This window comes from Pseudomonas sp. USTB-Z, assembly GCF_019691255.1.
Taxonomy (GTDB): domain Bacteria; phylum Pseudomonadota; class Gammaproteobacteria; order Pseudomonadales; family Pseudomonadaceae; genus Aquipseudomonas; species Aquipseudomonas alloputida.
Genome location: NZ_JAECZP010000011.1, coordinates 65,608 through 90,023, shown reverse-complemented (window position 1 = coordinate 90,023; position 24,416 = coordinate 65,608). Strand labels below are relative to the sequence as shown.

The window sequence follows — 24,416 nt, the reverse complement described above, 5'->3', positions numbered from 1 at the left end:
CCAGGCGCAGAAGGCCTGGCGATTTTAACGATCTTGAGGCGCTGAGACGTCATTGTTACTGACTCAGATCGCGAGCTTCTCTATAAGTGCTAGCGATCAGCTCTCCAGCCAAACATCTCGCGCCCAGTGCCACACCGATTCCCAACTGTCTTCGCCGACAATTTCCTCTTCGGCATCCCACAGCACCACGGTGCCGTCCTCTTCGACGCAATAGTAATTGTCGCCGTCCTGGCACAGCGGAATCAGGTCACGCGGTACGCCGGCATCCCAGGCGTTGGAGGCCACATCTGGCAGGTAGGTGTGCGACTGCGGATCAGTGACGGTAACAGGCTCAAGGGAGCCGTAAACCACATCACTTACGGTCAGCAGAAACTCTTTGAACACGAATGGAATATTGATGAACAGCTGTTCTTCGATCTCTACCAGCTGGTCTTCATCGGGAAGCTCCAGGGGCACTGGTACTGGCTCATTCGCTTCACGGAGTTGTTCGATCACTTCTTCCACGGTTCACTTCCTCTGACCTAGATGACAACGCTGCGCCTTATACCCTAGTAGCCCACTTTGGCAAAAGCAAAAACCCCGGGCAAGCCCGGGGTTCTCTGTTTAGCACGCAGCGATTAGCCGTTTTGACGGATACCGGCTACCAGCCAAGGCTGGTTCTCGCCTTGGGCGCGAACCATGTGCCAGCTTTCGCTGAACACTTCGCCCTGGTCGAAGCGCGAATTCTTCGACACGCCACGGAAGGTCAGGGTCGCGTCGGTGCGGTCGGCGCGGTCTTCGACACCGTCCAGTTGCACTTCCAGGTTATCGATGTAGGTGGACTGGAAGCCATCACCCAGTTCAGCACGCTCACGCTTGAGGAACTCAAGCATTTGCGGGGTAACGAACTCGCTGATCTTGTCCATTTCATTGGCATCCCAGTGCTGCTGCAGCGACTGGAAGTGGTTACGGGCTGCCGCCAGGAAGCTCTGCTCGTTGAACCAGGCCGGGGCGTTGATCACCGGTGCGGCTGCGGCAGCAGGTGCGGCCGAACCCCCGAAAATCGAAGGCTGGGCAGGCTGCGCGTGAGCCTCACGCTGCATCGGCGCATGGCCTGGCATGGCCATTTGTGGCTGCTGTTGGCGGCGGCGCGCGGCGATGAAGCGGAACACGAGGAAGGCGATGAGCGCCACGATCAGGAAGTCCATGATCTGGAAGCCTTCGAAACCGTCGCCCATGAACATGGAAGCCAGCAGGCCACCGGCGGCGAGGCCGGCCAGTGGGCCCAACCAGCGCGAAGCACCGCTGGCGGCAGCCGGTGCACGGCCAGGTGCGGTCGGCGCGGCAGCAGGCGTGGTTGGCGTAGCCTGGCGGGTCTGGTGGATAGGCGCGGAGCCCGAGCTCTTGCCGCCGCCGAAACGCTTGGCGCTGGCGTCCAGGCTCAGCGTCAGGCCGACGCAGAGCGCCAGTGCGATGCTAAGAAAACGTTGCATAAGTGGGATATCCCCTGTTGTGGATTGCACGCGCGTCATGGTGCACAGGTTCCCGGGCACATGACCAGCGACATAGTGTTTCGAGCTTTTGCCTGATGTTACAAAGTTGGCAGGCCCGACCCTTGTGGGCTTAGACAGCCTCGAGCTTGGCATACCCCAGCATCAGCCATTTGCTACCTTCGGCAAAATTCACCTGCACCCGCGCCTGAGCGCCAGAACCCTCGAAGTTGAGGATTACGCCTTCGCCGAATACCGCATGCTGCACACGCTGGCCAAGGTTGAACGCGGTCTGCGGAATGCTGGCATTGGCGAACAGGTTGCTGTTGGTGGCCGTCTTGGCCCCGCCGAACGGGCGGCTGACACTGTTGGACAGGCGTACTTCCTGAACCAGGCCGGCCGGAATTTCACGCACGAAACGCGACACCTTGTTGTAAGTCTCGCTGCCATAAAGGCGGCGTGTTTCGGCATAGGTCATGACCAGCTGGCGCATGGCGCGGGTGATGCCTACATAGGCCAGGCGTCGTTCCTCTTCCAGACGGCCGGGTTCTTCCAGGCTCATCTTGTGCGGGAACAAGCCTTCTTCCATGCCCACCAGGAACACATAGGGGAACTCCAGGCCTTTGGCGCTGTGCAGGGTCATCAGCTGGATGCTGTCTTCATGCTCGTCAGCCTGAGTATCGCCAGCTTCGAGTGAGGCGTGGCCAAGGAAGGCCGAGAGCGGGGACAGGTCGGCGTCTTCGTCGGTGGACTCGAAGTTGCGTGCCGCACTGACCAGTTCCTCAAGGTTTTCTACGCGTGCCTGGCCCTTTTCACCTTTTTCTTCCTGGTGATAGGTGATCAGGCCGGACTGTTCGATGGTGGTCTGGGTCATGGTATGCAGCGGCATGTCCACAACCTTGGCGGCCAGCCCCTCGATCAGCTCGATAAAGGCCCCCAGGGCACTGGCGGCGCGGCCCTTCAGGGCTTTGGCGGCGAGCAGCTGGCACATGGCCTCCCACATGGACAGCTGGCTGTGACGGGCGTGCTCGCGGATGGCTTCGACGGTTTTTTCGCCAATACCACGCGGCGGCACGTTGATCACCCGCTCCAGAGCGGCATCGTTGCCACGCCCTTCGATCAGGCGCAGGTAAGCCATGGCATTCTTGATTTCGGCGCGCTCGAAGAAGCGCTGGCCGCCATAGATGCGGTAGGGGATGCGTTCGCGCAGCAGGGCCTCTTCCAGCACGCGCGACTGGGCGTTGGAACGGTACAGGATGGCGATCTCGTTGCGCGCATTACCCTGCTTGACCAGGCTCTCGATGGTTTCCACGACATAGCGCGCTTCGTCGTGCTCGTTGTAGGCCGCGTACAGGGTCAGTGGTTCGCCTTCGCCCATGTCGGTCCACAGTTCCTTGCCCAGGCGCCCGCTGTTGTTGGCGATCAGCGCGTTGGCCGCCTTGAGGATGCCGCCGGTGGAGCGGTAGTTCTGCTCCAAGCGGATCATTTCGGCGTCGGGGAAGTCGGCGGTGTACTGGTGAATGTTCTCGATCTTGGCGCCGCGCCAGCCGTAGATCGACTGGTCGTCATCGCCTACCGCCATCAGGCTGTCGCCACCGCGTGCCAGCAGGCGCAACCAGGCGTACTGCACGGCGTTGGTATCCTGGAACTCGTCCACCAGCACGTGGCGGAAGCGTCGTTGATAGTGCTCCAGCAGGCCCGGGTGGTCACGCCACAGGTCCAGGGCGCGAAGCAGCAGCTCGGAGAAATCGATGACACCGGCGCGCTCGCACGCCTGCTCGTAGGCCGTATAGACCTCGCGCATGGTCGCCAGGAACAGGTCGCCCCCCGCCTGGATATGCTGCGGGCGCAGGCCTTCGTCTTTCTGCCCGTTGATGAACCACTGGGCCTGGCGTGCCGGCCACTTCTGCTCGTCCAGGCCCAACTCGCGCATGACCCGCTTGATCAGGCGCTGCTGGTCGTCGCTGTCGAGGATCTGGAAGTTCTGCACCAGCCGCGCTTCCTGCCAGTGGGCCCGCAACAGGCGATGGGCCAGGCCGTGGAAGGTGCCGACCCACATGCCTGCCGGGTTGATGCCCAACAGTTGCTCGATCCGCTGGCGCATTTCTGCTGCGGCCTTGTTGGTGAACGTCACCGACAGGATCGAGTGCGGTGATGCCTGCTCGACCTGGATCAGCCAGGCGATGCGGTGTACCAGCACGCGGGTTTTACCGGAACCGGCGCCGGCAAGCACCAGTTGACGCCCGAGCGTGGCCGCTACGGCCTGGCGTTGGGCATCGTTGAGGGAATTCAGCAGGAGAGAGAGGTCGTCTGTGCGCATCGGGCCATTCTAGGGCGATGCCGGGTAAGGGGCAAATATCTACTGTATGAATATTCACCTGGCGGCATCCCGCTCATCGGTCCGGGGCCAGGTCACGGCCTGCGCAAGCTGGCTGAGGCATCGTTAGTCGAAGGCCTTCCCGTTATGGATTTCGCACCTTCGAATTTCATCTGCTGCTGTTTCAGATTAAAGGTCGCGCCATCGCGCAGGTCATTCAGCCATGCCAGTGCCTGCCATGCCTGGCGAGCAGGCTGTTGGCTTGCTCGGGCCCGAAACTGCCAGCCGGGTAGGGGCGGGGCGCCTGGAAGTGCTCTTCACAGCCCTTGATGATTGGATCTACCCAGGCCCAGGCTGCTTCCACTTCATCGCGGCGCATGAACAGCGTCGAATCACCTTCGAGCACATCCAGCAGCAGACGCTCGTAGGCTTCCCAGCGGCGAGTCTGGCTGAACACCTGGGCCAGATTAAGGTCCAGGTCCACGGGTTCCAGGCGCATGCCTTTGCCTGGGCTCTTGGTCATCATGCGAAGGCTGATGCGTTCGTCCGGTTGCAGCTGTATCAGTAACTGGTTGACCTGGCCGCCGCTGAACAGTTCGTGAGGCACTGGCTTGAACTGGATGACGATCTGCGAAGCGCGCCGCGCCATGCGTTTGCCGGTGCGCAGATAGAAAGGCACGCCCGCCCAGCGCCAGTTGTCGATGTGCGCCTCGATGGCAACGAAAGTTTCGGTATCGCTGTCGTTGTCGACGTCCTTTTCAAAGTAGTAGGCCGGCACTTCCTGGCCGCCGATACGCCCGGCACCATACTGGCCACGTACCGTCTTGTCCTGCACATCCTGGCCGGTGATTGGCTTGAGGGCGCGCAGGATTTTCACCTTTTCGTCGCGTACCGCTTCTGCCTCGAACTGCGCGGGTGGCTCCATGGCCACCAGGCAAAGCAGTTGCAGCAGGTGGTTCTGCAGCATGTCGCGAATAGCCCCGGCGCGATCGTAGTAGGCACCGCGGTTTTCTACGCCCAGTGTCTCGCAAACGCTGATCTGTACATGGTCGACCTGGTTGTTGCGCCATACCGGCTCCAGCAGGGCATTGGCAAAACGCAGGGCCATCAGGTTCTGCACGGTTTCCTTGCCCAGGTAGTGGTCGATGCGGAACACCTGTCTTTCTTCGAACACCGTGCCAATGGCTTCATTGATGGCAGTGGCGGATTCCAGGGAATGGCCGATCGGTTTTTCCAGCACGATGCGCGCTTCGGTGTCGGCCAGCCCGGCAATGCGCAGGTGGTTGGCAATTGGCACGAACAGGTTGGGGGCGGTGGCCAGGTAGAAGATGCGCGTCAGCCCGCCGGGTTCACCCAGGTAGCGTGCCAGGCGGCCAAAATCGGCGCTCTGTGAAGCATCCATCGGGAAGTAGTCGACCCGCGCGGAAAACCGCTGCCACACCTCTTCGTCGAAGTCGCTGCGGGCAATCTGCGCCCGACAATGGCGTTCGGCGAGCTTGAGATAGTCGATGCGTGGCAGGTTGCGTCTGGCCAGTGCGATGACCCGCACGGCAGGGTTCAGACGGGCCTCGCGAAACAGGTGGTAGAGCGCCGGAAGTAATTTGTGCAGGGCCAGATCACCGGTGCCGCCGAAGACCAGAATGTCGCAAGGAATAGTCAAACCACCACTCTCCACGTTCGTTTAACTGGGCGGGTTGGCGTCCATGTAGTATAACTACAAGAAAGCTACAACCCGGCACGCCGATCATAACCGAGTCCAGCCTGTGAATCTGTTGCAACATATCGCCCAATCGCGCCACCTGCTGCGCAAATCGGAACTGAAAGTGGCCGACCACGTGCTGCTCGACCCGGCTGCCGTCATGCACAGCTCCATGGCCGATTTGGCGCACAGCGTGGGTATCAGTGAGCCGACCATCGTGCGTTTCTGCCGGGCCATAGGCTGCTCGGGCTTCCAGGACCTGAAGCTGAAGCTGGCGCAAAGCCTGGCTGCCGGGGCCAGCTTCGGCCAGTTCGCTATCCACGAAGACGATTCGGTCGCCGACTACAGTCTGAAGATCTTCGACACCACCCTGCACACCCTGATGGAAGTGCGCGAGCACCTTGATCCGCAAGCACTGCAACAAGCCGTGAGCGCCATGGCCCAGGCGCAACGGGTAGAGTTTTATGGCTTTGGCGCGTCCGGTGCCGTTGCGGCCGATGCCCAGCACAAGTTCTTCCGCCTGCTGCTCAGCGCGGCAGCGTATTCCGACCCCCACATGCAAGCGATGTCGGCCGTTACCCTGAAACCGGGTGATGTGGCGGTGTGTATTTCCCAATCGGGCCGTTCCAAGGACCTGCTGATCACTGCCAACCTGGTCCGTGAGAGCGGCGCCAACCTGATTACCCTGTGCCCCAGCCAGACGCCGCTGGCCGAGCTATCGACGGTCAACCTGGCGATCGACGTGCATGAAGACACCGAGATCTACACCCCACTGACCTCGCGTATTGCCCACCTGGTGGTGATCGACGTGCTGGCCATGGGCGTTGCCATGGCGCGCGGGCCTAGCCTGGTCAACCACCTGAAGAGCGTGAAACGCAGCCTGCGCAGCTTGCGTCTGTCGCCCAAGTCGATCAAGGCTACCGACGACTGAATTCAACCTGCACTGGCCTCTTCGCGGGCTTGCCCGCTCCCACAGGTACTGTGCACCTCTATAAATCGGTGCAATTCCAGTGGGAGCGGGCAAGCCCGCGAAGAGGCCGGTCCAGGCAGGTGAAAATTCACGATTCTGTCACCATTCCACCGCCAAACGGTAAACCATCAAGGCCAGTCTGAAACTCCCGCATACTATCTGGGAGACAGGCAATGGCTCGTGACTTCGACGGTACGTACCAACCCAACGCCAAGGCTCGCAAGCAGCAGGAAAAAGATCAGCGACGTATGGAATACCGCCGCGCGATCGAGAGCTATTGCGACCAACGTCAACTGCTCCGCGACCTGGCGGACTACCCCGAGCTGCAAGCACTCACGGTATGGCAGTCGTCGGCGGCAGTTTCCCCGAAAAACGTTCAACAAGCGCGCTGATCAATGCACGTTCACCGCGGATGAATGCAAGAAACGCCAAGGCCACCGGCGACTGCCGCTTGGCCTTGGCCTGCACCACGCACCAGCTACGGTACAGCGGTAGCTCCTCGACCGGTAATTCCTTCAGCATCCCGGTAGCCAGCTCCAGGTTGACTGCGTGACGGGTCAACAGGGCGATCCCCAGCCCGGCGATCACGCATTCGCGCTGGGCATCGGCCGAGGCCACTTCAAGCGTTTGGGCGAAATGCACACGCTTGTCCTTGAAGTACTCTTCGCACGCCTTGCGTGTTCCCGAACCTTGCTCGCGGACCAGCAGCGTATGAGGCTCCAGGTCCTGCATGCGCAACTGGTCCAGCTTGCACAGCGGGTGCTGTGGCGGCGCAACCGCAACGATCGGGTTGTTGAGGAACGGCAGAAACTCCAGGCCCATGTCTTGCGGCACCATCGACATGATGATCAGGTCGTCGCGGTTATCGGAAAGGCGGCGGATGGCTTGGGCACGGTTGACTACCGTCAGGGTCAGGTTGACTTCCGGGTGACGCTGCTTGAAGGCGGCGAACAGGTGTGGCACGAAGTACTTGGCACTGGACTCGATCGCCAGTTTCAACTGACCCTGCAGTGAGCCCTGCATGTCCGACAGCTGCATGTCCAGGCTCTCCAGGCGCCCGAAGATATCGTGGCTGGCGCGCTGCAGGGCTTCGGCCGCCTCGGTCAGGTAGAGCTTCTTGCCCACGTACTCGAACAATGGCTGGCCGATCAGCTCTTCAAGCTGACGGATCTGTAGACTAACGGCGGGTTGCGTCAGCGCCATCTCCTCCGCAGCACGGCTGTACGACCGCAAATCGCACACCTCATTGAAGATCTGGAGTTGACGCAATGTCATACGCATCAAGGACTTACGCATTTTAATCAGCTCTTCGGCAACACCTTGTTACCCAACTATAAGCTTTTGCTAATACAGCCTCTAACAAATATTGATTTTTGTTTATCGACCTACAGCGCTAGGGTGAATACGCGACTGGCCAGCATCGTCTGGTCACGCGCCGACCGGTAGAACCGGCTCGACTGTTCCTACGGCTTTGGGAAGACTCCAGTGATAAAAAAAATCCTGATCGCCAACCGAGGTGAAATCGCAGTTCGGATCGTGCGTGCTTGCGCCGAGATGGGCATTCGCTCGGTAGCGATCTTTTCCGACGCCGACCGGCATGCCTTGCACGTCAAGCGCGCTGACGAAGCACACAGCATCGGTGCCGAGCCGCTGGCCGGTTACCTGAACCCGCGCAAGCTGGTGAACCTGGCTGTGGAAACCGGCTGTGATGCCCTGCACCCGGGCTATGGTTTCCTTTCGGAAAACGCCGAACTGGCAGAAATTTGCGCCGAGCGCGGGATCAAGTTCATTGGCCCGGCCGCCGACGTGATTCGCCGTATGGGCGACAAGACCGAAGCGCGCCGCACCATGATCGCCGCCGGTGTGCCGGTAACCCCGGGCACCGAAGGCAACGTTGCCGATATTCATGAAGCCCTGAGCGAAGGTGATCGCATCGGTTATCCGGTGATGCTCAAGGCTACCTCCGGTGGTGGCGGCCGTGGTATTCGCCGTTGCAATAGCCGCGAAGAACTGGAACAGAACTTCCCGCGGGTCATTTCCGAGGCGACCAAGGCATTCGGTTCGGCCGAAGTGTTCCTGGAGAAATGCATCGTCAACCCGAAGCACATCGAGGCGCAAATTCTCGGTGACAGCTTCGGTAACGTAGTGCACCTGTTCGAGCGCGACTGCTCTATCCAGCGTCGTAACCAGAAGCTCATCGAAATTGCCCCGAGCCCACAGCTCACTCCTGAGCAGCGCGCCTACATCGGCGACCTGGCGGTGCGTGCGGCTAAAGCGGTGAATTACGAGAACGCCGGTACCGTGGAGTTCCTGCTCGCCGATGGCGAAGTGTACTTCATGGAAATGAACACCCGGGTGCAGGTGGAACACACCATTACCGAGGAAATCACCGGTATCGACATCGTGCGTGAGCAGATCCGCATCGCCTCGGGGCTGCCACTGTCGGTCAAGCAGGAAGACATTCAGCACCGCGGCTACGCCTTGCAGTTCCGTATCAATGCTGAAGATCCGAAAAACAACTTCCTGCCCAGCTTCGGCAAGATCACCCGTTACTACGCCCCCGGCGGCCCGGGCGTGCGCACCGACACGGCGATCTACACCGGCTATACCATTCCACCGTTCTACGACTCCATGTGCCTGAAACTGGTGGTGTGGGCGTTGACCTGGGAAGAAGCCATGGACCGCGGCCTGCGGGCCCTGGACGACATGCGCGTGCAAGGGGTGAAGACCACCGCCGCGTACTACCAGGAAATCCTGCGCAATCCGGAATTCCGTAGCGGCCAGTTCAATACCAGCTTTGTCGAAAGCCACCCTGAATTGACCAACTACTCGATCAAGCGCAAACCCGAAGAGCTGGCCCTGGCCATCGCCGCCGCCATCGCCGCCCACGCAGGCCTGTGAGGAACCCCATAATGTCCAAGAAAATTCACGTAACCGACACGATCCTGCGCGACGCTCACCAGTCACTGCTGGCTACCCGCATGCGTACCGAAGACATGCTGCCGATCTGCGACAAGCTCGACAAGGTTGGCTACTGGTCGCTGGAAGTCTGGGGTGGTGCCACCTTCGACGCCTGCGTGCGCTTCCTCAAGGAAGACCCGTGGGAGCGCCTGCGCAAGCTGCGCGCAGCGCTGCCAAACACCCGCCTGCAAATGCTGCTGCGCGGCCAGAACCTGTTGGGCTACCGCCACTACAGCGACGACGTGGTCAAGGCCTTCGTCGCCAAGGCGGCGGTCAACGGTATCGATGTGTTCCGCATTTTCGACGCCATGAACGACGTGCGTAACCTGCGCGTGGCCATCGAAGCGGTCAAGGCCGCCGGCAAGCACGCCCAGGGCACTATCGCTTACACCACCAGCCCGGTACACACCATCGAAGCCTTCGTGAACCAGGCCAAGCAGATGGAAGCCATGGGTTGCGACTCGGTGGCGATCAAGGACATGGCTGGCCTGTTGACCCCGTTCGCCACTGGCGAGCTGGTCAAGGCGCTGAAGGCTGAACAGTCGCTGCCGGTGTTCATCCACTCTCACGATACCGCCGGCCTGGCTGCCATGTGTCAGCTCAAAGCTGTGGAAAATGGCGCGGACCACATCGATACCGCCATCTCCAGCTTCGCCTGGGGCACCAGCCATCCGGGTACTGAGTCGATGGTTGCTGCGCTTAAGGGCAGCGAGTTCGACACCGGCCTGGACCTGGAGCTTCTGCAGGAGATCGGCTTGTACTTCTACGCCGTGCGCAAGAAGTACCACCAGTTCGAAAGCGAGTTCACCGCGGTGGACACCCGGGTGCAGGTGAACCAGGTACCGGGCGGCATGATTTCCAACCTGGCCAACCAGCTCAAGGAGCAGGGCGCCCTCAACCGCATGAACGAAGTGCTGGCCGAAATCCCGCGTGTGCGTGAAGACCTCGGCTTCCCGCCGCTGGTCACCCCGACCTCGCAGATCGTCGGCACCCAGGCCTTCTTCAACGTGCTGGCGGGTGAGCGCTACAAGACCATCACCAATGAGGTGAAGCTGTACCTGCAAGGTGGCTATGGCAAGGCCCCGGGTGTGGTCAACGAGCAACTGCGTCGCCAGGCTATCGGCAGCGAAGAAGTGATCGATGTGCGCCCGGCTGACCTGTTGAAGCCGGAAATGGCCAAGTTGCGTAGCGACATCGGTGCCCTGGCCCGTTGCGAAGAAGACGTGCTGACCTTTGCCATGTTCCCGGACATTGGCCGCAAGTTCCTCGAAGAACGCGAAGCTGGCACCTTGACGCCTGAAGTTCTGCTGCCGATTCCGGAAGCCGGTGCCGTGGCTGCCCCAGGCGGTGAAGGCGTGCCGACCGAGTTCGTCATCGACGTACACGGCGAAACCTACCGCGTCGACATCACCGGTGTGGGCGTGAAGGCCGAAGGCAAGCGTCACTTCTATCTGTCGATCGACGGCATGCCGGAGGAAGTGGTCTTCGAGCCACTCAACGAGTTCGTCAGCGGTGGCGGCAGCAAGCGCAAGCAAGCTACTGACCCTGGCCACGTAAGCACCACCATGCCGGGGAACATCGTTGATGTGCTGGTCAAGGAAGGTGACATGGTCAAGGCCGGCCAGGCGGTCTTGATCACCGAAGCCATGAAGATGGAAACCGAAGTGCAGGCGGCCATCGCCGGTAAGGTTGTGGCCATCCATGTGGCCAAGGGTGATCGCGTGACGCCGGGTGAAATCCTGATCGAGATCGAGGGCTGATTTAAGCCCTCATCTACAAGTGGTTAACCTCTGGGGGGCGGATGCTCCCCTTTTTTTGTGCCGGAATCACTAGCCTCTGCGCGGGTAGACCCGCAACTCGCAACGCGCATCCCTGTAGGGGCGGTTCACCCGCGAAGAGGCCAGCTGATTCAGCACACCGTTCAACCTCGGCGGCACACCTCAAGGCTTTCCACCTGGCCACCCGGCTGCTGGTTCTCTTCACTCAACCACCGCTCAAACCCGGCAGCCACCGCCGGCCATTCATCATCGGTAATCGAATACCACGCCGTATCGCGGTTATGGTCTTTCACCACCAAGTGCTTGCGGAACACCCCTTCGTAGACGAAGCCGAATCGCTCTGCCGCACGTTTGGAGCGGGCATTGGCGTTATTGCACTTCCACTCCAGCCGTCGATTACCCAGCGCGAAGCCCAGCTTGCCCAGCAGGTACACCGCCTCGGTACCTTTGGGCGTACGCTGCATGGCGGCACCGAAGGCAATGTGGCCGATCTCGATCCGACCGTGGTCAGGCACGATCGACATCAGGCTGAGGATGCCTTGGGCCTGGCCGCTGGCGCGGTCGATGACGGTGTAGAAAAGCGGGTCGCGGCCAGCAGCGTTGCCTTCCAGCCAGCGGTCAAAGGCGGCACGTTCGGCGAACGGGCCGTACGGCAGGTAGTCCCACAGCACCGGATCGGAGGCCGGACCCTGCAGCACTTCCCAGAGGTCTTCGCCATGGCGCCCTGGATCGAGTTTCTCCAGGCGGATGAAGCGGCCTTCAATGGGCTCGGCCTTGGGGGTTGCGGCGGGTTTCCAGTTCAATGCGTCTGTCATGTGCGGCCTACAAGCCTTTGCGGAATTGGATGAAGCCCGAGCGCTCGGCAACCTGCTGGTACAGGCTGATGGCGGTGGCGTTGGTTTCGTGGGTCAGCCAGTGCACCTTGATGCAGTTGTCGGCCTTGGCAGTGGTGTAGACGTGCTCGATCAACTGTCGACCAATGCCCAGGCCACGTTGCGTGCTGTCCACATACAGGTCCTGCAGGTAGCAGGAATTCTCGATGCTCCAGTTGGAACGATGGTAGATGAAGTTGACCATCCCCACCGCCTTGCCGTCGACCCAGGCCAGTGTCGAATGGGTTGGCTCGCTGGGGTCGAGCAGGCGTTGCCAGGTGCTCAGGCTGACGGCATCGGCCAGCTCGGTCTTGTAGAAGTGCAAGTAGGCCTGCCACAGGGCGTGCCAGGCCGCGTGATCTTGGGCAGTGACAGGGCGCAGGGTAAGGTTGGGCATGGGCTATTCCTTCAGAGTTGGCGCATGTGCGCCGCGAGTTGATTGTCCCGTTGATCGGGGCTGGCGCTCAGGCCCTCGCGCACGCCATCGATGTCGTGCCCGGAGCGGTTCTGGCTGAGTTTGCGCGCACCTTGCAGGCGTGCGATGGGCAGACGGATACCGACGATGGCGCGGAGCATGCCCTCGATGTAGTCGGCAGGGGCATCGGTGACTTTCCAGGGTTCGCTGCGACCCTGTTCGTGGCGGTCGGTCAGGCGGCTTACGATAGCCAGTAGCGGCTCGGCCTCATGGATAACTTCGGCCGGGCCATAAGCGTGCACCGCCAGGTAGTTCCAGGTCGGCACCACCTTTGGGTTTTCGGCCTTGCTTGGGTAAAAACCGGGGCTGACATAGGCATCGGCGCCGGGGAATACCAACAGTGCTTCGCCGCCGTGCTGCAGGTCTTGCCATTGGCGGTTGGCCCGGGCCAGGTGGGCATACACAGTGCCGAAATCGCCCTCGGCGGTATCGACCAGCACCGGCAGGTGCGTGGCCAGAAGGCCCTGTTCGCCCTGGCTGACCAGAACGGCCAGGCGGGTGTCTAGCATGTGCTGGTGCAAGCGGGTGAGGTCGTGTTCCTGGTGCGGCTTACTGTTGTACATGGCGGGATCCTTGTCGAATGGCTCCATCCTAGGCAGGCTATTGGTTCTGTGTAAGATCCATTAATGCCTGTTTTCATAGGTCCAATATCATGCGCGAGTCGCCCCTCATCCTGCCTTTCGACCCTGCCGGGATCGCCCTGGATCGCAGCCGCGGGCTTAGCCAGCAGCTGTATCAGGTGTTGCGAGCGCGCGTACTGGATGGGCGCCTGAGCAGTGGTACTCGCCTGCCGGCTACGCGCGACCTGGCTGCCATGTTGGCGCTTTCACGCAACAGCGTGGTGCGCGCCTACGATCAACTGTATGCCGAGGGCTTCATCGAAAGCCGGGTCGGTGATGGCACCTACGTTAGCCGGCTGCCGAAACTGTCCACACAAGTATCCACAGGGTTATCCCTGGGCTTATCAACAGGGTTATCCACATTTCGTGAAGAAAATACTGAGGATTTATCCAGCGGGAGGCTTTTAGGCGCACCTCTGCAGCGCCTGAAAAACAACCATTTGCCACCGCCCAGAAGCGGTGCGCCGCGTGCTTTTCGCGTTGGCATTCCGGCGTTTGACCTGTTCCCGTTTGACGTCTGGGCCAAGCTACAGGCGGGTTTCTGGCGCAACCCGTCCCCTGCGCAACTGGGCTATGGTGACCCCGCTGGCGAGCCGGCTTTGCGCGATCTGATAGCGGCCTATCTACGCCGCTCGCGGGGGCTGAGCTGTACGGCTGAACAAATTGTGATCACAGGCGGTGCGCAGCAGGCCATCAGCCTTTGTGCACAGTTGCTGCTGCAACCGGGCGACGGTGTGGCTGTGGAAAACCCAGGCTATCGGGCGGCCGCTCATGCCTTCACGCTCGCGGGCGGCCGGGTGTGTGGCGTGCCTGTGGATGAAGACGGGCTGGACTGCAGCCGGCTGGAACAATTGACGGATTGCCGACTGACCTATGTCACGCCTGCGCACCAATACCCGACCGGGGTGACCATGAGCCTTGCACGTCGCCTGGCATTGCTGGCCTGGGCTGAACGCAGTGACGGCTGGATCATCGAGGACGACTACGACGGCGAGTATCGCTACAGCGGTGCACCGCTGGCCCCGCTGGCAGCGCTCGACCGGCACGGGCGGGTGCTGTATGTCGGCACCTTCGGCAAGATCGCCTTCCCGGCGTTGCGTCTGGGCTACCTGGTGCTTCCGTCGAAGCTGGTGCAGGCTTTCAGCCAAGGCAAAGCGTTGGTAATGCGGCATTCGGAGGTCAGCAGTCAGTGCGTGATGGCCGAGTTCATGGCCCGTGGCCATTTTCAGCGGCATATCCGCCGTATGCGCAAGGCGGCATTGAAGCGGCGCGATGTGCTCAAGGCCGGTTGGCCTGTGGATATTCCGGGGTTGGGCGCAATGCCGGAAGTGGCGGCTGGGCTGCATGTGAAGGTCGATGTGGATAACTTTGCTCGGGAGCAGGAGTTGGTGGCCACGGCTGAAGCGGTGGGGGTGGAAGTGACACCACTGAGCAATTTCTGGTTGGCGGACTGCGAGGTGCCTGTGGATAAGCGGGCAGGGCTGGTACTGGGCTTTGCGGCAGTGCCGGAGGGCGAGATTGCTGAAGCCTTGATGAAACTACGCAAAGTCTGGAGAAAATGAAGGGGGCTGCAAAGCAGCCCCCGGTTCAACATCAGGTACCGGACTTTATCCGCGTCCAGGCGCGGGTTCTGGCCCGTTCGGCATTTCGCGTCAAAGGCTTGAGGGTATACAGCTTGGCCATCGCCTCTGCCGTCGGATACAGGTTGGGGTTGTTGCGAATCGTCGGATTCACCTTGTCGGTCGCATCCTTGTTCGGGTTCGGATACCCCACGAAGTCGCTGATCGGCGCAATCACCTCTGGCCGCAGCAGGTAATTGATGAACGTATGCGCATCCTCCGGGTTCGCTGCACCCTTTGGAATCGCCAGCATGTCGAACCAGATCGGCGCGCCTTCCTTGGGCAGGCGCATGTCCACCACCACGCCGTTGTTCGCCTCACGGGCGCGGTTGGCTGCCTGCGAGAAGCTGCCGCTGTAGCCCACTGCCACACAGATGTCGCCATTGGCGATGTCTGCCATGTACTTCGAGGAGTGGAAGTAGGTGATATGCGGACGAATCTTCAGCATCAGCTCCTCGGCCTTCTTGTAGTCAGCCGGTTTGTCGCTGTTCGGCGGCAAGCCCAGGTACTGCAGGGCCAGCGGTAGAATCTCCGACGGCGAGTCGAGCAGGGCCACGCCGCACTGCTTGAGCTTGGCGATGTTCTCTTCCTTGAAGATCAGGTCCCAGCTGTCCACCGGTGCGTTGTCGCCGAGCGCAGCCTTGACCTTGGCCGGGTTGAAGCCGATCAGCACGGTGCCGTACATATACGGCACGGCAAACTTGTTGCCCGGGTCGTTAGCTTCGATCAGCTTCATCAGTGCCGGGTCCAGGTGTTGCCAGTTCGGCAGCTTGCTGCGATCCAGCGGCTGGAACACCCCGGCTTCGATCTGCTTGGCGAGGAACACGTTGGACGGTACTACCACGTCATAGCCGGAGTTGCCGGTTAGCAGCTTGGCTTCCAATGCCTCATTGGTGTCGAAGATGTCGTACACCAGCTTCACGCCGCTGTCCTTCTGGAAGGCAGTCAAGGTCTGCGGGGTGATGTAATCGAACCAGTTATATACACGCAGGGTTCGCTGCTCGGCTTGCGCATGCAGGGCGCCCGCGAACAGGGTGGCAGCGATGAACGGGGCGAGCAGACGTTTGAGTCGGACCATTATCGGGCTCCTGGCTGGGCGCGCTGGAAGCCTTCCAGCACATTGACCGCGTTGATGCCGATTTCCTCCACAGCGTAGCCGCCTTCCATCACGAACAGGGTCGGCTTGCCGAGTTGGCCGATGCGCTTGCCCATTTCCAGGTAGTCCGGGCTGTCCAGCTTGAACTGCGAGATGGGGTCGTCCTTGAAGGTGTCCACACCCAGTGAGATGACCAGTACGTCGGCGTCATAGCTGGCGATGCGCTTGCAGGCATCCTCCAGGGCTGCGCTCCAGGCGGCCCAGTCGCTACCGGCCGGCAAGGGGTAGTTGATGTTGTAGCCCTGGCCTGCGCCTTCGCCGGTTTCATCGGCATAGCCGAGGAAGAATGGGAATTCGTCCTGCGGGTCGCCGTGGATCGAGGCGAAGAACACGTCGTCGCGGCTGTAGAAGATGTCCTGGGTACCGTTGCCGTGGTGGTAGTCGACGTCAAGGATGGCGACCTTGCGTCGGCCTTGGTCGAGGAAGGCCTGGGCAGCGATGGCGGCATTATTCAGATAGCAGTAGCCGCCCATCACTTCGCCGGCAGCGTGGTGCCCTGGCGGACGGCACAGGGCGAACGCCGCATGGGCGCCTTGCTGAATCGCTGCCTGGCCGGTCAGGGCAACTTGTGCAGCACTATAGGCCGCCTGCCAGGTGCCTGCGGTGATGGGGGCGCCGGCATCGAAGCTGTAGTAACCCAGTTCGCCATGCAGGCCGGTCGGCTTGACCTGGCGCAGTGTGCGGGCTGGCCAGGTGAAGGGCAGCAGGTCACCCTCTTGGCCCAGTGCAGCCCAGCGCGCCCAGGCGCCTTCGAAGAAATCCAGGTAATCGGCGCTATGGACGCGCAACAGCGGCGCACGGCCGAAGTCGGTCGGGCCCTGGATGTCGCCGAGGTTGCGGGTTTTCACTTGGTCGAGCACATGGTCGGCGCGCGAAGGCATTTCGAAACAGGGCATCAGCTTGCCATCGATCAGCTCGCAGCGGCCGTGGTGCAGGCGGTGGTCATCGGAATAGATCGTCAGCATTGTTGTTCTCCGGTGGGACTGGCGTGGGTCCATTGTCATGGGCTGATCAGCAGGGGAGAACGACGCAAACGGCCAAAAGGGGATCGATATGGCCAAGGTCTTTGGCCATATGGGTGGTGACCTATCCCAGCCTCGTCGCGGGTAAGGCAGCGGCGGCAACGGTGAACGGCCTTTGGACATTGGCCGGCAGGCCCGGCCCTTTCGCGGGTGAACCCGCTCCTACAATGGCCACCAGGGCGTCAGGGGTTGTGACGCCCCAGTAGGAGCGGGTTTACCCGCGAAGAGGCCAGAACAGGTCAACCACGAAAATGGCTGGGCGCCACGCCACTCCAGCGCTGGAAGGCATGCCGAAAACTGGCCGTCTCACTGAACCCCAAAGTCTCCGCAATCCGGTAGATCGGCATCTGCTCATCGGCCAGCAACTGCTTGGCCCGCTCGAACCTCAGCTCATCCAGCAGCTGTTGATAACTGCTGCCCAGCGCCTGCAAATGCCGGCGCAGGGTGCGCGACGAGCAGTTCATCTGCCGCGCAAGCCCTTCCAGCCCAGGTGCTGCGTCCAGTTGCTGCGCCAACAGCTGGCGAATCCGCCCCAGCCATGCCTGGCGACCGGTGAATTCAAGGTTCAGGCGCCGGCAGCGCTCGCTCATGGCTTTGTGAGTAATCGGGTCGGCCAGCGGCAGCGGCATATCCAGCCATCGCCGTTCGAAGGCAAAGGCATTGTCCTCGGCGGCGAAACCGATCGGGCATTGAAACGCTTCGGCATAGAGCGCGTGGTAACCAGGGCGAGGGTGTTCGAAGCGTGCGCCAAGCAGCGGCAATGGCCGGCCAAGCAGGTCGTCACAGATGACTTTCAGTGACACCAGACAGAACTCGGCGTTGAAAGCGCTCAGCGCCGGGCTGTCCTGGTAATCGCTGGCGCTGAACCAGACACGTTGGCCGTCGTCGAGCAAGCGCAGCTTGAAGACTGTTCCCAGCAGTGCCGGATACTGCAGCGCCAGGCGTAAGGCGTCACCCAAAGTGGCACTGGAGAGCAGCGCGTAACCGAGCATGCCGTAGCACGACACACGCATGCGCTGGCCCAGTTCCAGGCCAATGTCCTCGCGCCGGGCCACAGCATTGGCGCAAACCTGCAGCTCCTGCTGGGTGGTGATGCGCGCATCGGCATGCCCCAGGTCTGCCGGGCCAATGCCGCTACCGGCCAGCAACGCCGACGCCTCGCAACCGTCTGCCTGGAAGACGTTGAGGATCAGCGAAACTGCGTTGAGGGTGGTCAGGTGGCTGTGCAGCATGCTGGGTAATCCCGTTGGGCTGGGACGCATTATGGAGCAAGTTGTGTGCCGATATCCGGGGCTGCAGGCAAACCACATACCCTGCCGGTGCGGCCGGGTGTTGCGAAGGCCTGCATAGCGGTCGCCAAAACCTTCAGGCAAAAAAAAAGGCCCGAAGCAAGCGCTCGGGCCTTGGAAAGGTTGAGAGGTGTCTAGTCCCTCGACCTGGTGAGACTGTTTACAGCGGCCTGATTACGCCTTCAGCGGAACCAGACGTGGAGCGATCATGTTTTCCGGACGCAGGATGTCGTCGAGCATCGCGTCGTCCAGCAGCTTCTCTTCGCGCACCAGTTCCAGTACGCCGCGGCCGCTTTCCAGGGCAACGCGGGCGATACGGGTGGCGTTCTCGTAGCCGATGTACGGGTTCAGTGCGGTAACCAGGCCGATCGAGTGCTCGACCAGTTCACGGCAGCGCTGTTCGTTGGCGGTGATGCCGACGATGCAGTGCTCGCGCAGCATGTCCATGGCGCGTTGCAGCAGGCGGATCGAGTCGAAGATCTTGTAGGCGATCAGCGGCTCCATCACGTTCAGCTGCAGCTGACCACCTTCGGCGGCGACGGTCAGGGCCAGGTCGTTGCCCATGATGGCGAAGGCCACCTGGTTCACAGCTTCTGGAATAACCGGGTTGACCTTGCCTGGCATGATCGAGCTGCCTGGCTGACGCGCTGGCAGGTTGATCTCATTGATGCCGGTACGCGGGCCGCTGGACAGCAGGCGCAGGTCGTTGCAGATCTTCGACAGCTTGACCGCGGTGCGCTTGAGCATGCCGGAGAACAGCACAAAGGCGCCCATGTCGGAGGTGGCTTCGATCAGGTCGGCAGCGGGTACCAGCGGATGGCCGCTGATGGTGGCCAGGCGCTGTACGGCCAAGGCCTGGTAGCCAGGGTCGGCGTTGATGCCAGTACCGATGGCGGTACCGCCCAGGTTGATTTCGGTCAGCAGTTCCGGAGCCAGCGAGCGCAGGCGCTGCAGGTCTTCAGTCATGGTGGTGGCGAAGGCGCGGAATTCCTGGCCCAGGGTCATCGGTACGGCGTCCTGCAGTTGGGTACGGCCCATCTTCAGTACGTGGTCGAATTCTTTACCCTTGGCAGCGAAGGCCTGGATCAGGCTATCAAGGCTGGCCAGCAGCGCGTCGTGACCCAGCAACAGGCCCAGGCGGATTGCGGTCGGGTAGGCGTCGTTGGTCGACTGCGCCATGTTCACGTCGTTGTTAGGGTGCAGGTACTTGTACTCACCCTTCTGGTGGCCCATGGCCTCCAGCGCAACGTTCGCAATGACTTCGTTGGCGTTCATGTTGGTAGAAGTACCAGCGCCGCCCTGGATCATGTCAACCACGAACTGGTCGTGGAAATCGCCTTTGATCAGGCGGGCGCAGGCTGCGGAAATGGCAGCATGCTTGGCATCGCTCAGGTGACCCAGCTCACGGTTGGCGTCGGCAGCGGCCTGCTTGACCATGGCCAGGGCCACGACCAGCTTCGGGTAGTGCGACAGCGGAACACCGGAGAGGTGGAAGTTGTTGGCAGCGCGCAGGGTCTGGATGCCGTAGTAGGCATCTGCAGGAACTTCAAGGGTACCCAACAAGTCTTTTTCGACGCGGAACGATGCAGCAGAGGACATGATGTATATCATCTCGATTTTGACCCGGCACATGCCGGAATGGCGCCAATCCTAGGCCTGAAGGTGTTTTTGCGGCCAATGCTATTGCACGCTAACCTATGCACAAACGGCATAGTGTTTCATGTGACGCCAATTGATATTCGAGCGTGTTCCATTTTGGTGCGCGCCGGGAGATGTGCTTCGTGAACCTTGAAAGCAAATGGCTGGAAGACTTCAGTGCTCTGGCCGCTACCCGCAGTTTTTCCCAGGCCGCAGAGCGGCGTTTCGTGACCCAACCGGCCTTCAGCCGGCGCATTCGCAGCCTTGAGGCGGCGTTGGGCCTGCAACTGGTGAACCGCTCTCGCACACCCATCGAGTTGACCGAGGCGGGTCAGCTATTTCTCGTCACAGCACGTACTGTTGTCGACCAGTTGAGCGAAATTCTCCGCCATTTGCATCACTTGGAAGGCGGGCAGGGCGAAGTGGTGCAGGTAGCTGCGGCCCACTCCTTGGCGTCGGGTTTCTTCCCCCGTTGGGTGGCCCAGCTGCGCAACGACGGTTTGAACATCGCCACCCGCCTGGTTGCGACTAACGTCGGAGATGCCGTACATGCACTGCGCGAAGGCGGCTGCGACCTGATGCTGGCGTTCTACGACCCGGACGCGGCCTTGCAGATGGATGCCGAGATCTTCCCGTCGCTGCACATGGGCACCACTGAAATGCTGCCGGTGTGCGCCGTGGATGCCGATGGCAAGCCGTTGTTCGACCTGGAGGGCGAGGGCAGTGTGCCGTTGCTAGCCTACACCGCCGGCGCATTCCTCGGCCGCTCGGTCAACTTGCTGTTGCGCCAGCGCAACCTGCGTTATACCACCGTCTACGAAACCGCCATGGCCGACAGCCTCAAGAGCATGGCCCTGGAGGGGATGGGCATCGCTTGGGTGCCGCGCCTGTCGATGCGTGGCGAGCTCGAACGCGGTGAGCTGGCGATCTGCGGCGGTAGCCAATGGCATGTGCCGCTGGAAATCCGCCTGTACCGCTGTGCTTTGGTTCGTAAGGCTAACGTCCGCTTGCTATGGCGCAAGCTGGAGTCGTCTGGCGCACAAGGTGAAGCGTCAATTTGAGTTGTATTTCAGGTAATCAGTGATATTTGCACGATTCCTGTCGCTGTAGCGGTAGCAGTTGGATCGTGCCGGTACACGGGGGTGCGTGTACGTTTCGCACACCCAGCCATTGAACTTCAGTTCGGCGTCTTCATGCGTGGCGCCTAGCAGATGGCCAATTTCATGAGCTGCAGCACCGTATGCGGCCACAGAGGCAATGGCCGTTTTCTGCTTGAAATAGGCCAAGCCGGCGTTGTAGTTCAGGCCGCTATGATCGTAGCTGTTGCGAGTGAGCAGGAGATGTTTGTCCATGAGAGAGTAGAGCCGGTGTCGCTGTTGTGCATACACCTGCTGGCTGAAAGCTTCCAGGAGCTTTTCGGACGGCATTCCTGCATAAGCAATATCGGTTATGTGTTTTACATTGCGTTGAAATATCACTTCGATGGGATGTTGGCTGAAACTGCGCATTTCGTTCAGCCAATGCTGGAAGAAGTCTTCGTTCAATTTCCCGTCGTGCATATCGGCCAGGTCGTCGTGCACATAGACGGTGACGGTGAGCGAGTGGGCCGCCGAAGCACTTGGCAATTGCAAGCCGAGTACCAGGCCAAACGAAAGTGCGAAAAAGCATGGAGTTTTCATGTAGACGTACCAAAGTGCGCGAGTAAGGGCTGCGAGCGTGCAGCACTCGTCGACCCCGAGGCAGCAGGAAAAAGTTGTCCCACGAGACAGCTTGCCCTTTGATCCGGCATGTGCTTGTAGGGGTGGGCGGCCAGCCTTTAAATACGTTACAATCCCGCGCCTTCGGCCGACCTGGTCGATTCAGAATCCGTATGACAAGCCACGCCGGCCCACCTGCGTGGCTTGTTGCTTTTAGCGCGCCAGAAGGCGCTTGCAGGAGAGGCTCGACGATGAGTGCACTGGTTGGCGTGATCATGGGCTCCAAGTCCGATTGGTCCACCCTTAGCCACACCGCCGATATGCTGGAAAAACTCGGCATTCCCTACGAAGTGAAGGTGGTTTCCGCCCACCGCACCCCGGATCTGCTGTTCCAGTATGCCGAGGAGGCTGAGGGCCGTGGCATCGAGGTGATCATCGCCGGTGCCGGTGGCGCAGCCCACCTGCCAGGCATGTGCGCCGCCAAGACCCACCTGCCGGTGCTGGGCGTGCCGGTGCAGTCGTCGATGCTGTCGGGCGTCGATTCGCTGCTGTCGATCGTGCAGATGCCAGCCGGTGTGCCGGTTGCCACCCTGGCCATCGGCCGTGCCGGTGCGGTCAACGCTGCCCTGTTGTCGGCCAGCATTCTGGGCGCCAAGTACCCGCAGTACCACGCGGCGTTGAAGCAGTTCCGCACGGAACAGACCGACACCGTGCTGGACAACCCAGACCCGCGCCAGGCTTGAGGCTCAACCCATGAAGATCGGTGTAATCGGTGGCGGCCAGCTGGGCCGCATGCTGGCCCTGGCGGGTACCCCGCTGGGCATGAACTTCGCCTTCCTCGACCCGGCACCGGACGCCTGTGCTGCGCCCCTGGGCGAACACCTGCGTGCCGACTACGGCGATCAGGACCACCTGCGTCAGCTGGCCGACGAAGTCGACCTGGTCACCTTCGAGTTCGAAAGCGTCCCGGCCGAGACTGTGGCCTTCCTCTCGCAGTTCGTGCCCGTGTACCCCAGCGCCGAATCGCTGCGCATCGCCCGTGACCGCCTGTTCGAAAAGAGCATGTTCCGCGACCTGGGCATCCCCACCCCGGCCTTCGCCGACATCCTCTCGCAGGCAGATCTGGACGCCGCGGTGGCCAGCATCGGCCTGCCGGCCGTGCTGAAAACCCGCACGCTGGGTTACGACGGCAAGGGCCAGAAGGTGCTGCGCACGCCAGAAGACGTGGTGGGTACCTTCGCCGAGCTGGGCAGCGTGCCATGCCTGCTGGAGGGCTTCGTGCCGTTCACCGGCGAGGTGTCGCTGGTCGCCGTGCGTGGCCGCGATGGTGAAACCCGCTTCTACCCGCTGGTGCACAATACCCACGAGAGCGGCATCCTGCGCTTGTCGGTAGCCAGCCAGGCACACCCGCTGCAGGCTCTGGCCGAAGATTACGTCGGCCGTGTGTTGCAGAAGCTGGATTACGTTGGCGTGATGGCCTTCGAGTTCTTCGAGGTTGACGGTGGCTTGAAGGCCAACGAAATCGCCCCGCGCGTGCACAACTCCGGGCACTGGACCATCGAAGGCGCCGAGTGCAGCCAGTTCGAGAACCATCTGCGTGCCGTTGCCGGCCTGCCACTTGGCTCGACCGCCAAGGTGGGCGAGAGCGCGATGCTCAACTTCATCGGTGAAGTGCCGGCCGTGGACAAGGTTGTTGCCATCGGCGACTGTCACCTGCACCACTACGGCAAGGCCTTCAAGGTTGGCCGCAAGGTAGGACACGCCACCCTGCGCTGCCCTGACATGGCCACCCTCGAGCGCAAGATTGCCGAAGTAGAGGCGCTGATCAGTAACTGATCGGGCTTCGAATCGAACTTCCGCAAGCGGCATGCCCTCTGAATATGGCAACAAGCCGAAGCCCGTCTAGGCTTTGGCTTGTTCCAACTTCACTGCAGAGGGATTGCCATGGGTATCATTGGAACCATCTTCATCGGCCTCATCGTCGGCCTGCTGGCCCGCTTCATCAAACCGGGCGATGACAGCATGGGCTGGATCATGACCATCCTGCTGGGTATTGCCGGCTCCTTGTTGGCTACCTATGGCGGCCAGGCGCTGGGTATATACCAGGCTGGGCAAGCGGCGGGCTTCCTTGGCGCGCTGGTCGGTGCCGTGGTGCTGCTGGTGATCTACGGATTCATCAAGAAACGCTGATTACTGGTTAGAATGCTCGGCAATTCATTCGAGTTGCCGAGCATTTCCATGCGTGCCTTTTTCCTTGTCCCCTTGCTGTTGGCCAGTACCCTGGCCCATGCCGAACTGCCCGAAACCGACTGGCTGGAGCTGATGCCCAGGTCGGACCAGAAGGCGCTGGAACAAATGCCTGAAATCGACCACAACTCACCGGAAGCCATGGGCACCTTTACCGCCAAGGGAGGCCTCAAGCAGAGCAAGGGCCTGCCTGCGGTGATGTACTCGACCAAGACCGTTGCAGCCATGAATGGCAAGGATATCCGCCTGGGTGGCTACCCTGTGCCGCTGGAGAGTGACGCCAAGGGCAACAGCACGTTGTTCTTCCTGGTGCCGTACCCGGGGGCGTGCATCCATGTGCCGCCACCGCCGCCCAACCAGTTGGTACTGGTGCGCTACCCGAAAGGCCTTAAGATCGATGACATCTACACCCCGCTGTGGGTCAGCGGCAAGCTGAAGGTGGAGAAGGTCAGCAATGACCTGGCCGATGCGGCCTATGCGCTGGATGCAGACAAGGTGAGGGTGGTGGAAGACGCAGACCTTTGATAATTGCCCCGGCCTCTTCGCGGGCTTGCCCGCTCCCACAGGTAACCCACAATTTCGAGGCT

23 protein-coding genes are annotated in these 24,416 nt (G+C 61.2%); 10 read left to right on the top strand and 13 right to left on the bottom strand.

Going from position 1 to position 24,416, the window contains the following annotated elements; all coding sequences use genetic code 11:
• Positions 1-96 precede the first annotated feature (96 nt).
• The 4 genes from I8746_RS14790 to zwf all read right to left on the bottom strand — a co-directional run bounded on the left by I8746_RS14790 (position 97) and on the right by zwf (position 5,446).
• Positions 97-504, bottom strand: a complete 408-nt coding sequence (locus I8746_RS14790) for an SMI1/KNR4 family protein (protein ID WP_003253266.1) — start codon at positions 502-504, stop codon at positions 97-99.
• 113 nt (positions 505-617) lie between these two features.
• Positions 618-1,472 (bottom strand): Tim44 domain-containing protein, encoded by an 855-nt coding sequence (locus I8746_RS14785; protein WP_041168564.1) that lies wholly within the window; start codon positions 1,470-1,472, stop codon positions 618-620.
• 130 nt (positions 1,473-1,602) lie between these two features.
• Positions 1,603-3,789, bottom strand: a complete 2,187-nt coding sequence (uvrD, locus tag I8746_RS14780) for a DNA helicase II (protein WP_004575197.1) — start codon at positions 3,787-3,789, stop codon at positions 1,603-1,605.
• 214 nt (positions 3,790-4,003) lie between these two features.
• On the bottom strand, positions 4,004-5,446 hold the full coding sequence (gene zwf / locus I8746_RS14775; protein WP_003253271.1) for a glucose-6-phosphate dehydrogenase: 1,443 nt from the start codon (positions 5,444-5,446) through the stop codon (positions 4,004-4,006).
• 103 nt (positions 5,447-5,549) lie between these two features.
• Here zwf and hexR point away from each other — a divergent pair, with 103 nt between their 5' ends.
• Both hexR and I8746_RS14765 read left to right on the top strand, forming a co-directional pair.
• The gene (gene hexR, locus I8746_RS14770; RefSeq protein ID WP_003253273.1) at positions 5,550-6,416 is read left to right on the top strand and encodes a transcriptional regulator HexR; all 867 of its coding nucleotides are present in this window, start codon (positions 5,550-5,552) and stop codon (positions 6,414-6,416) included.
• Between the two features lie 212 nt (positions 6,417-6,628).
• Entirely contained in the window at positions 6,629-6,847 is a 219-nt protein-coding gene (locus tag I8746_RS14765) for a PA3496 family putative envelope integrity protein (protein ID WP_003253275.1), read from the top strand.
• On the opposite strand, the gene I8746_RS14760 is transcribed toward I8746_RS14765, so the two are convergent.
• Entirely contained in the window at positions 6,789-7,751 is a 963-nt protein-coding gene (locus I8746_RS14760; RefSeq protein WP_003253277.1) for a LysR family transcriptional regulator, read from the bottom strand. The genes I8746_RS14765 and I8746_RS14760 overlap by 59 nt on opposite strands.
• Positions 7,752-7,940: 189 nt before the next feature.
• On the opposite strand from I8746_RS14760, the gene I8746_RS14755 reads away from it, so the two are divergent.
• Entirely contained in the window at positions 7,941-9,356 is a 1,416-nt protein-coding gene (locus I8746_RS14755) for an acetyl-CoA carboxylase biotin carboxylase subunit (protein WP_003253279.1), read from the top strand.
• An 11-nt stretch (positions 9,357-9,367) separates the two neighbouring features.
• The gene (gene oadA / locus I8746_RS14750) at positions 9,368-11,176 is read left to right on the top strand and encodes a sodium-extruding oxaloacetate decarboxylase subunit alpha (RefSeq protein WP_003253282.1); all 1,809 of its coding nucleotides are present in this window, start codon (positions 9,368-9,370) and stop codon (positions 11,174-11,176) included.
• 161 nt (positions 11,177-11,337) lie between these two features.
• Here the strand turns inward: oadA and I8746_RS14745 are convergent, their stop codons facing one another.
• From I8746_RS14745 to I8746_RS14735, 3 genes are read right to left on the bottom strand one after another with little or no spacing between them, the layout of a single operon-like run.
• Positions 11,338-12,009, bottom strand: a complete 672-nt coding sequence (locus I8746_RS14745) for a GNAT family N-acetyltransferase (protein WP_004575198.1) — start codon at positions 12,007-12,009, stop codon at positions 11,338-11,340.
• A 7-nt stretch (positions 12,010-12,016) separates the two neighbouring features.
• Entirely contained in the window at positions 12,017-12,463 is a 447-nt protein-coding gene (locus tag I8746_RS14740) for a GNAT family N-acetyltransferase (protein ID WP_221100776.1), read from the bottom strand.
• Between the two features lie 11 nt (positions 12,464-12,474).
• Entirely contained in the window at positions 12,475-13,104 is a 630-nt protein-coding gene (locus I8746_RS14735) for an FMN-binding negative transcriptional regulator (protein ID WP_003253288.1), read from the bottom strand.
• 89 nt (positions 13,105-13,193) lie between these two features.
• Here I8746_RS14735 and I8746_RS14730 point away from each other — a divergent pair, with 89 nt between their 5' ends.
• A complete protein-coding gene (locus I8746_RS14730; protein ID WP_012054126.1) occupies positions 13,194-14,723 on the top strand; it encodes a PLP-dependent aminotransferase family protein in 1,530 nt (509 codons plus the stop codon).
• A gap of 31 nt (positions 14,724-14,754) precedes the next feature.
• Here the strand turns inward: I8746_RS14730 and I8746_RS14725 are convergent, their stop codons facing one another.
• The 4 genes from I8746_RS14725 to aspA all read right to left on the bottom strand — a co-directional run bounded on the left by I8746_RS14725 (position 14,755) and on the right by aspA (position 19,846).
• Positions 14,755-15,858: a polyamine ABC transporter substrate-binding protein gene (locus tag I8746_RS14725; RefSeq protein ID WP_010955830.1), complete on the bottom strand. Its 1,104-nt coding sequence runs from the start codon at positions 15,856-15,858 to the stop codon at positions 14,755-14,757.
• A complete protein-coding gene (locus tag I8746_RS14720; protein WP_012054125.1) occupies positions 15,858-16,901 on the bottom strand; it encodes a histone deacetylase family protein in 1,044 nt (347 codons plus the stop codon). The genes I8746_RS14725 and I8746_RS14720 overlap by 1 nt, the downstream gene beginning before the upstream one ends.
• A gap of 296 nt (positions 16,902-17,197) precedes the next feature.
• The gene (locus I8746_RS14715; protein WP_003253295.1) at positions 17,198-18,190 is read right to left on the bottom strand and encodes an AraC family transcriptional regulator; all 993 of its coding nucleotides are present in this window, start codon (positions 18,188-18,190) and stop codon (positions 17,198-17,200) included.
• Between the two features lie 231 nt (positions 18,191-18,421).
• Positions 18,422-19,846, bottom strand: a complete 1,425-nt coding sequence (gene aspA, locus I8746_RS14710; protein WP_003253297.1) for an aspartate ammonia-lyase — start codon at positions 19,844-19,846, stop codon at positions 18,422-18,424.
• 182 nt (positions 19,847-20,028) lie between these two features.
• Here aspA and I8746_RS14705 point away from each other — a divergent pair, with 182 nt between their 5' ends.
• The gene (locus tag I8746_RS14705) at positions 20,029-20,946 is read left to right on the top strand and encodes a LysR substrate-binding domain-containing protein (protein WP_003253299.1); all 918 of its coding nucleotides are present in this window, start codon (positions 20,029-20,031) and stop codon (positions 20,944-20,946) included.
• Here the strand turns inward: I8746_RS14705 and I8746_RS14700 are convergent.
• Positions 20,938-21,564, bottom strand: a complete 627-nt coding sequence (locus I8746_RS14700) for a zinc-dependent metalloprotease family protein (RefSeq protein WP_088512623.1) — start codon at positions 21,562-21,564, stop codon at positions 20,938-20,940. The genes I8746_RS14705 and I8746_RS14700 overlap by 9 nt on opposite strands.
• Positions 21,565-21,833: 269 nt before the next feature.
• Here I8746_RS14700 and purE point away from each other — a divergent pair, with 269 nt between their 5' ends.
• From purE to I8746_RS14680, 4 genes are all read left to right on the top strand, one after another.
• A complete protein-coding gene (purE, locus tag I8746_RS14695) occupies positions 21,834-22,325 on the top strand; it encodes a 5-(carboxyamino)imidazole ribonucleotide mutase (RefSeq protein ID WP_003253304.1) in 492 nt (163 codons plus the stop codon).
• A gap of 10 nt (positions 22,326-22,335) precedes the next feature.
• Positions 22,336-23,418, top strand: a complete 1,083-nt coding sequence (locus I8746_RS14690) for a 5-(carboxyamino)imidazole ribonucleotide synthase (protein ID WP_010955825.1) — start codon at positions 22,336-22,338, stop codon at positions 23,416-23,418.
• A 108-nt stretch (positions 23,419-23,526) separates the two neighbouring features.
• Positions 23,527-23,772 (top strand): GlsB/YeaQ/YmgE family stress response membrane protein, encoded by a 246-nt coding sequence (locus I8746_RS14685; RefSeq protein WP_003253308.1) that lies wholly within the window; start codon positions 23,527-23,529, stop codon positions 23,770-23,772.
• A 48-nt stretch (positions 23,773-23,820) separates the two neighbouring features.
• Entirely contained in the window at positions 23,821-24,354 is a 534-nt protein-coding gene (locus tag I8746_RS14680) for a DUF3299 domain-containing protein (protein ID WP_012054120.1), read from the top strand.
• Positions 24,355-24,416: the final 62 nt, after the last annotated feature.

Bases quoted from the DNA above. Each gene is read 5' to 3' on its own strand.
- I8746_RS14785 (WP_041168564.1), bottom strand. From the start codon at position 1,472: ATGCAACGTTTTCTTAGCATCGCACTGGCGCTCTGCGTCGGCCTGACG.
- uvrD (WP_004575197.1), bottom strand. From the start codon at position 3,789: ATGCGCACAGACGACCTCTCTCTCCTGCTGAATTCCCTCAACGATGCC.
- I8746_RS14765 (WP_003253275.1), top strand. From the start codon at position 6,629: ATGGCTCGTGACTTCGACGGTACGTACCAACCCAACGCCAAGGCTCGC.
- I8746_RS14760 (WP_003253277.1), bottom strand. From the start codon at position 7,751: ATGCGTAAGTCCTTGATGCGTATGACATTGCGTCAACTCCAGATCTTC.
- oadA (WP_003253282.1), top strand. From the start codon at position 9,368: ATGTCCAAGAAAATTCACGTAACCGACACGATCCTGCGCGACGCTCAC.
- I8746_RS14745 (WP_004575198.1), bottom strand. From the start codon at position 12,009: ATGACAGACGCATTGAACTGGAAACCCGCCGCAACCCCCAAGGCCGAG.
- I8746_RS14740 (WP_221100776.1), bottom strand. From the start codon at position 12,463: ATGCCCAACCTTACCCTGCGCCCTGTCACTGCCCAAGATCACGCGGCC.
- I8746_RS14735 (WP_003253288.1), bottom strand. From the start codon at position 13,104: ATGTACAACAGTAAGCCGCACCAGGAACACGACCTCACCCGCTTGCAC.
- I8746_RS14730 (WP_012054126.1), top strand. From the start codon at position 13,194: ATGCGCGAGTCGCCCCTCATCCTGCCTTTCGACCCTGCCGGGATCGCC.
- I8746_RS14725 (WP_010955830.1), bottom strand. From the start codon at position 15,858: ATGGTCCGACTCAAACGTCTGCTCGCCCCGTTCATCGCTGCCACCCTG.
- I8746_RS14720 (WP_012054125.1), bottom strand. From the start codon at position 16,901: ATGCTGACGATCTATTCCGATGACCACCGCCTGCACCACGGCCGCTGC.
- I8746_RS14715 (WP_003253295.1), bottom strand. From the start codon at position 18,190: ATGCTGCACAGCCACCTGACCACCCTCAACGCAGTTTCGCTGATCCTC.
- aspA (WP_003253297.1), bottom strand. From the start codon at position 19,846: ATGTCCTCTGCTGCATCGTTCCGCGTCGAAAAAGACTTGTTGGGTACC.
- I8746_RS14700 (WP_088512623.1), bottom strand. From the start codon at position 21,564: ATGAAAACTCCATGCTTTTTCGCACTTTCGTTTGGCCTGGTACTCGGC.
- purE (WP_003253304.1), top strand. From the start codon at position 21,834: ATGAGTGCACTGGTTGGCGTGATCATGGGCTCCAAGTCCGATTGGTCC.
- I8746_RS14690 (WP_010955825.1), top strand. From the start codon at position 22,336: ATGAAGATCGGTGTAATCGGTGGCGGCCAGCTGGGCCGCATGCTGGCC.
- I8746_RS14685 (WP_003253308.1), top strand. From the start codon at position 23,527: ATGGGTATCATTGGAACCATCTTCATCGGCCTCATCGTCGGCCTGCTG.
- I8746_RS14680 (WP_012054120.1), top strand. From the start codon at position 23,821: ATGCGTGCCTTTTTCCTTGTCCCCTTGCTGTTGGCCAGTACCCTGGCC.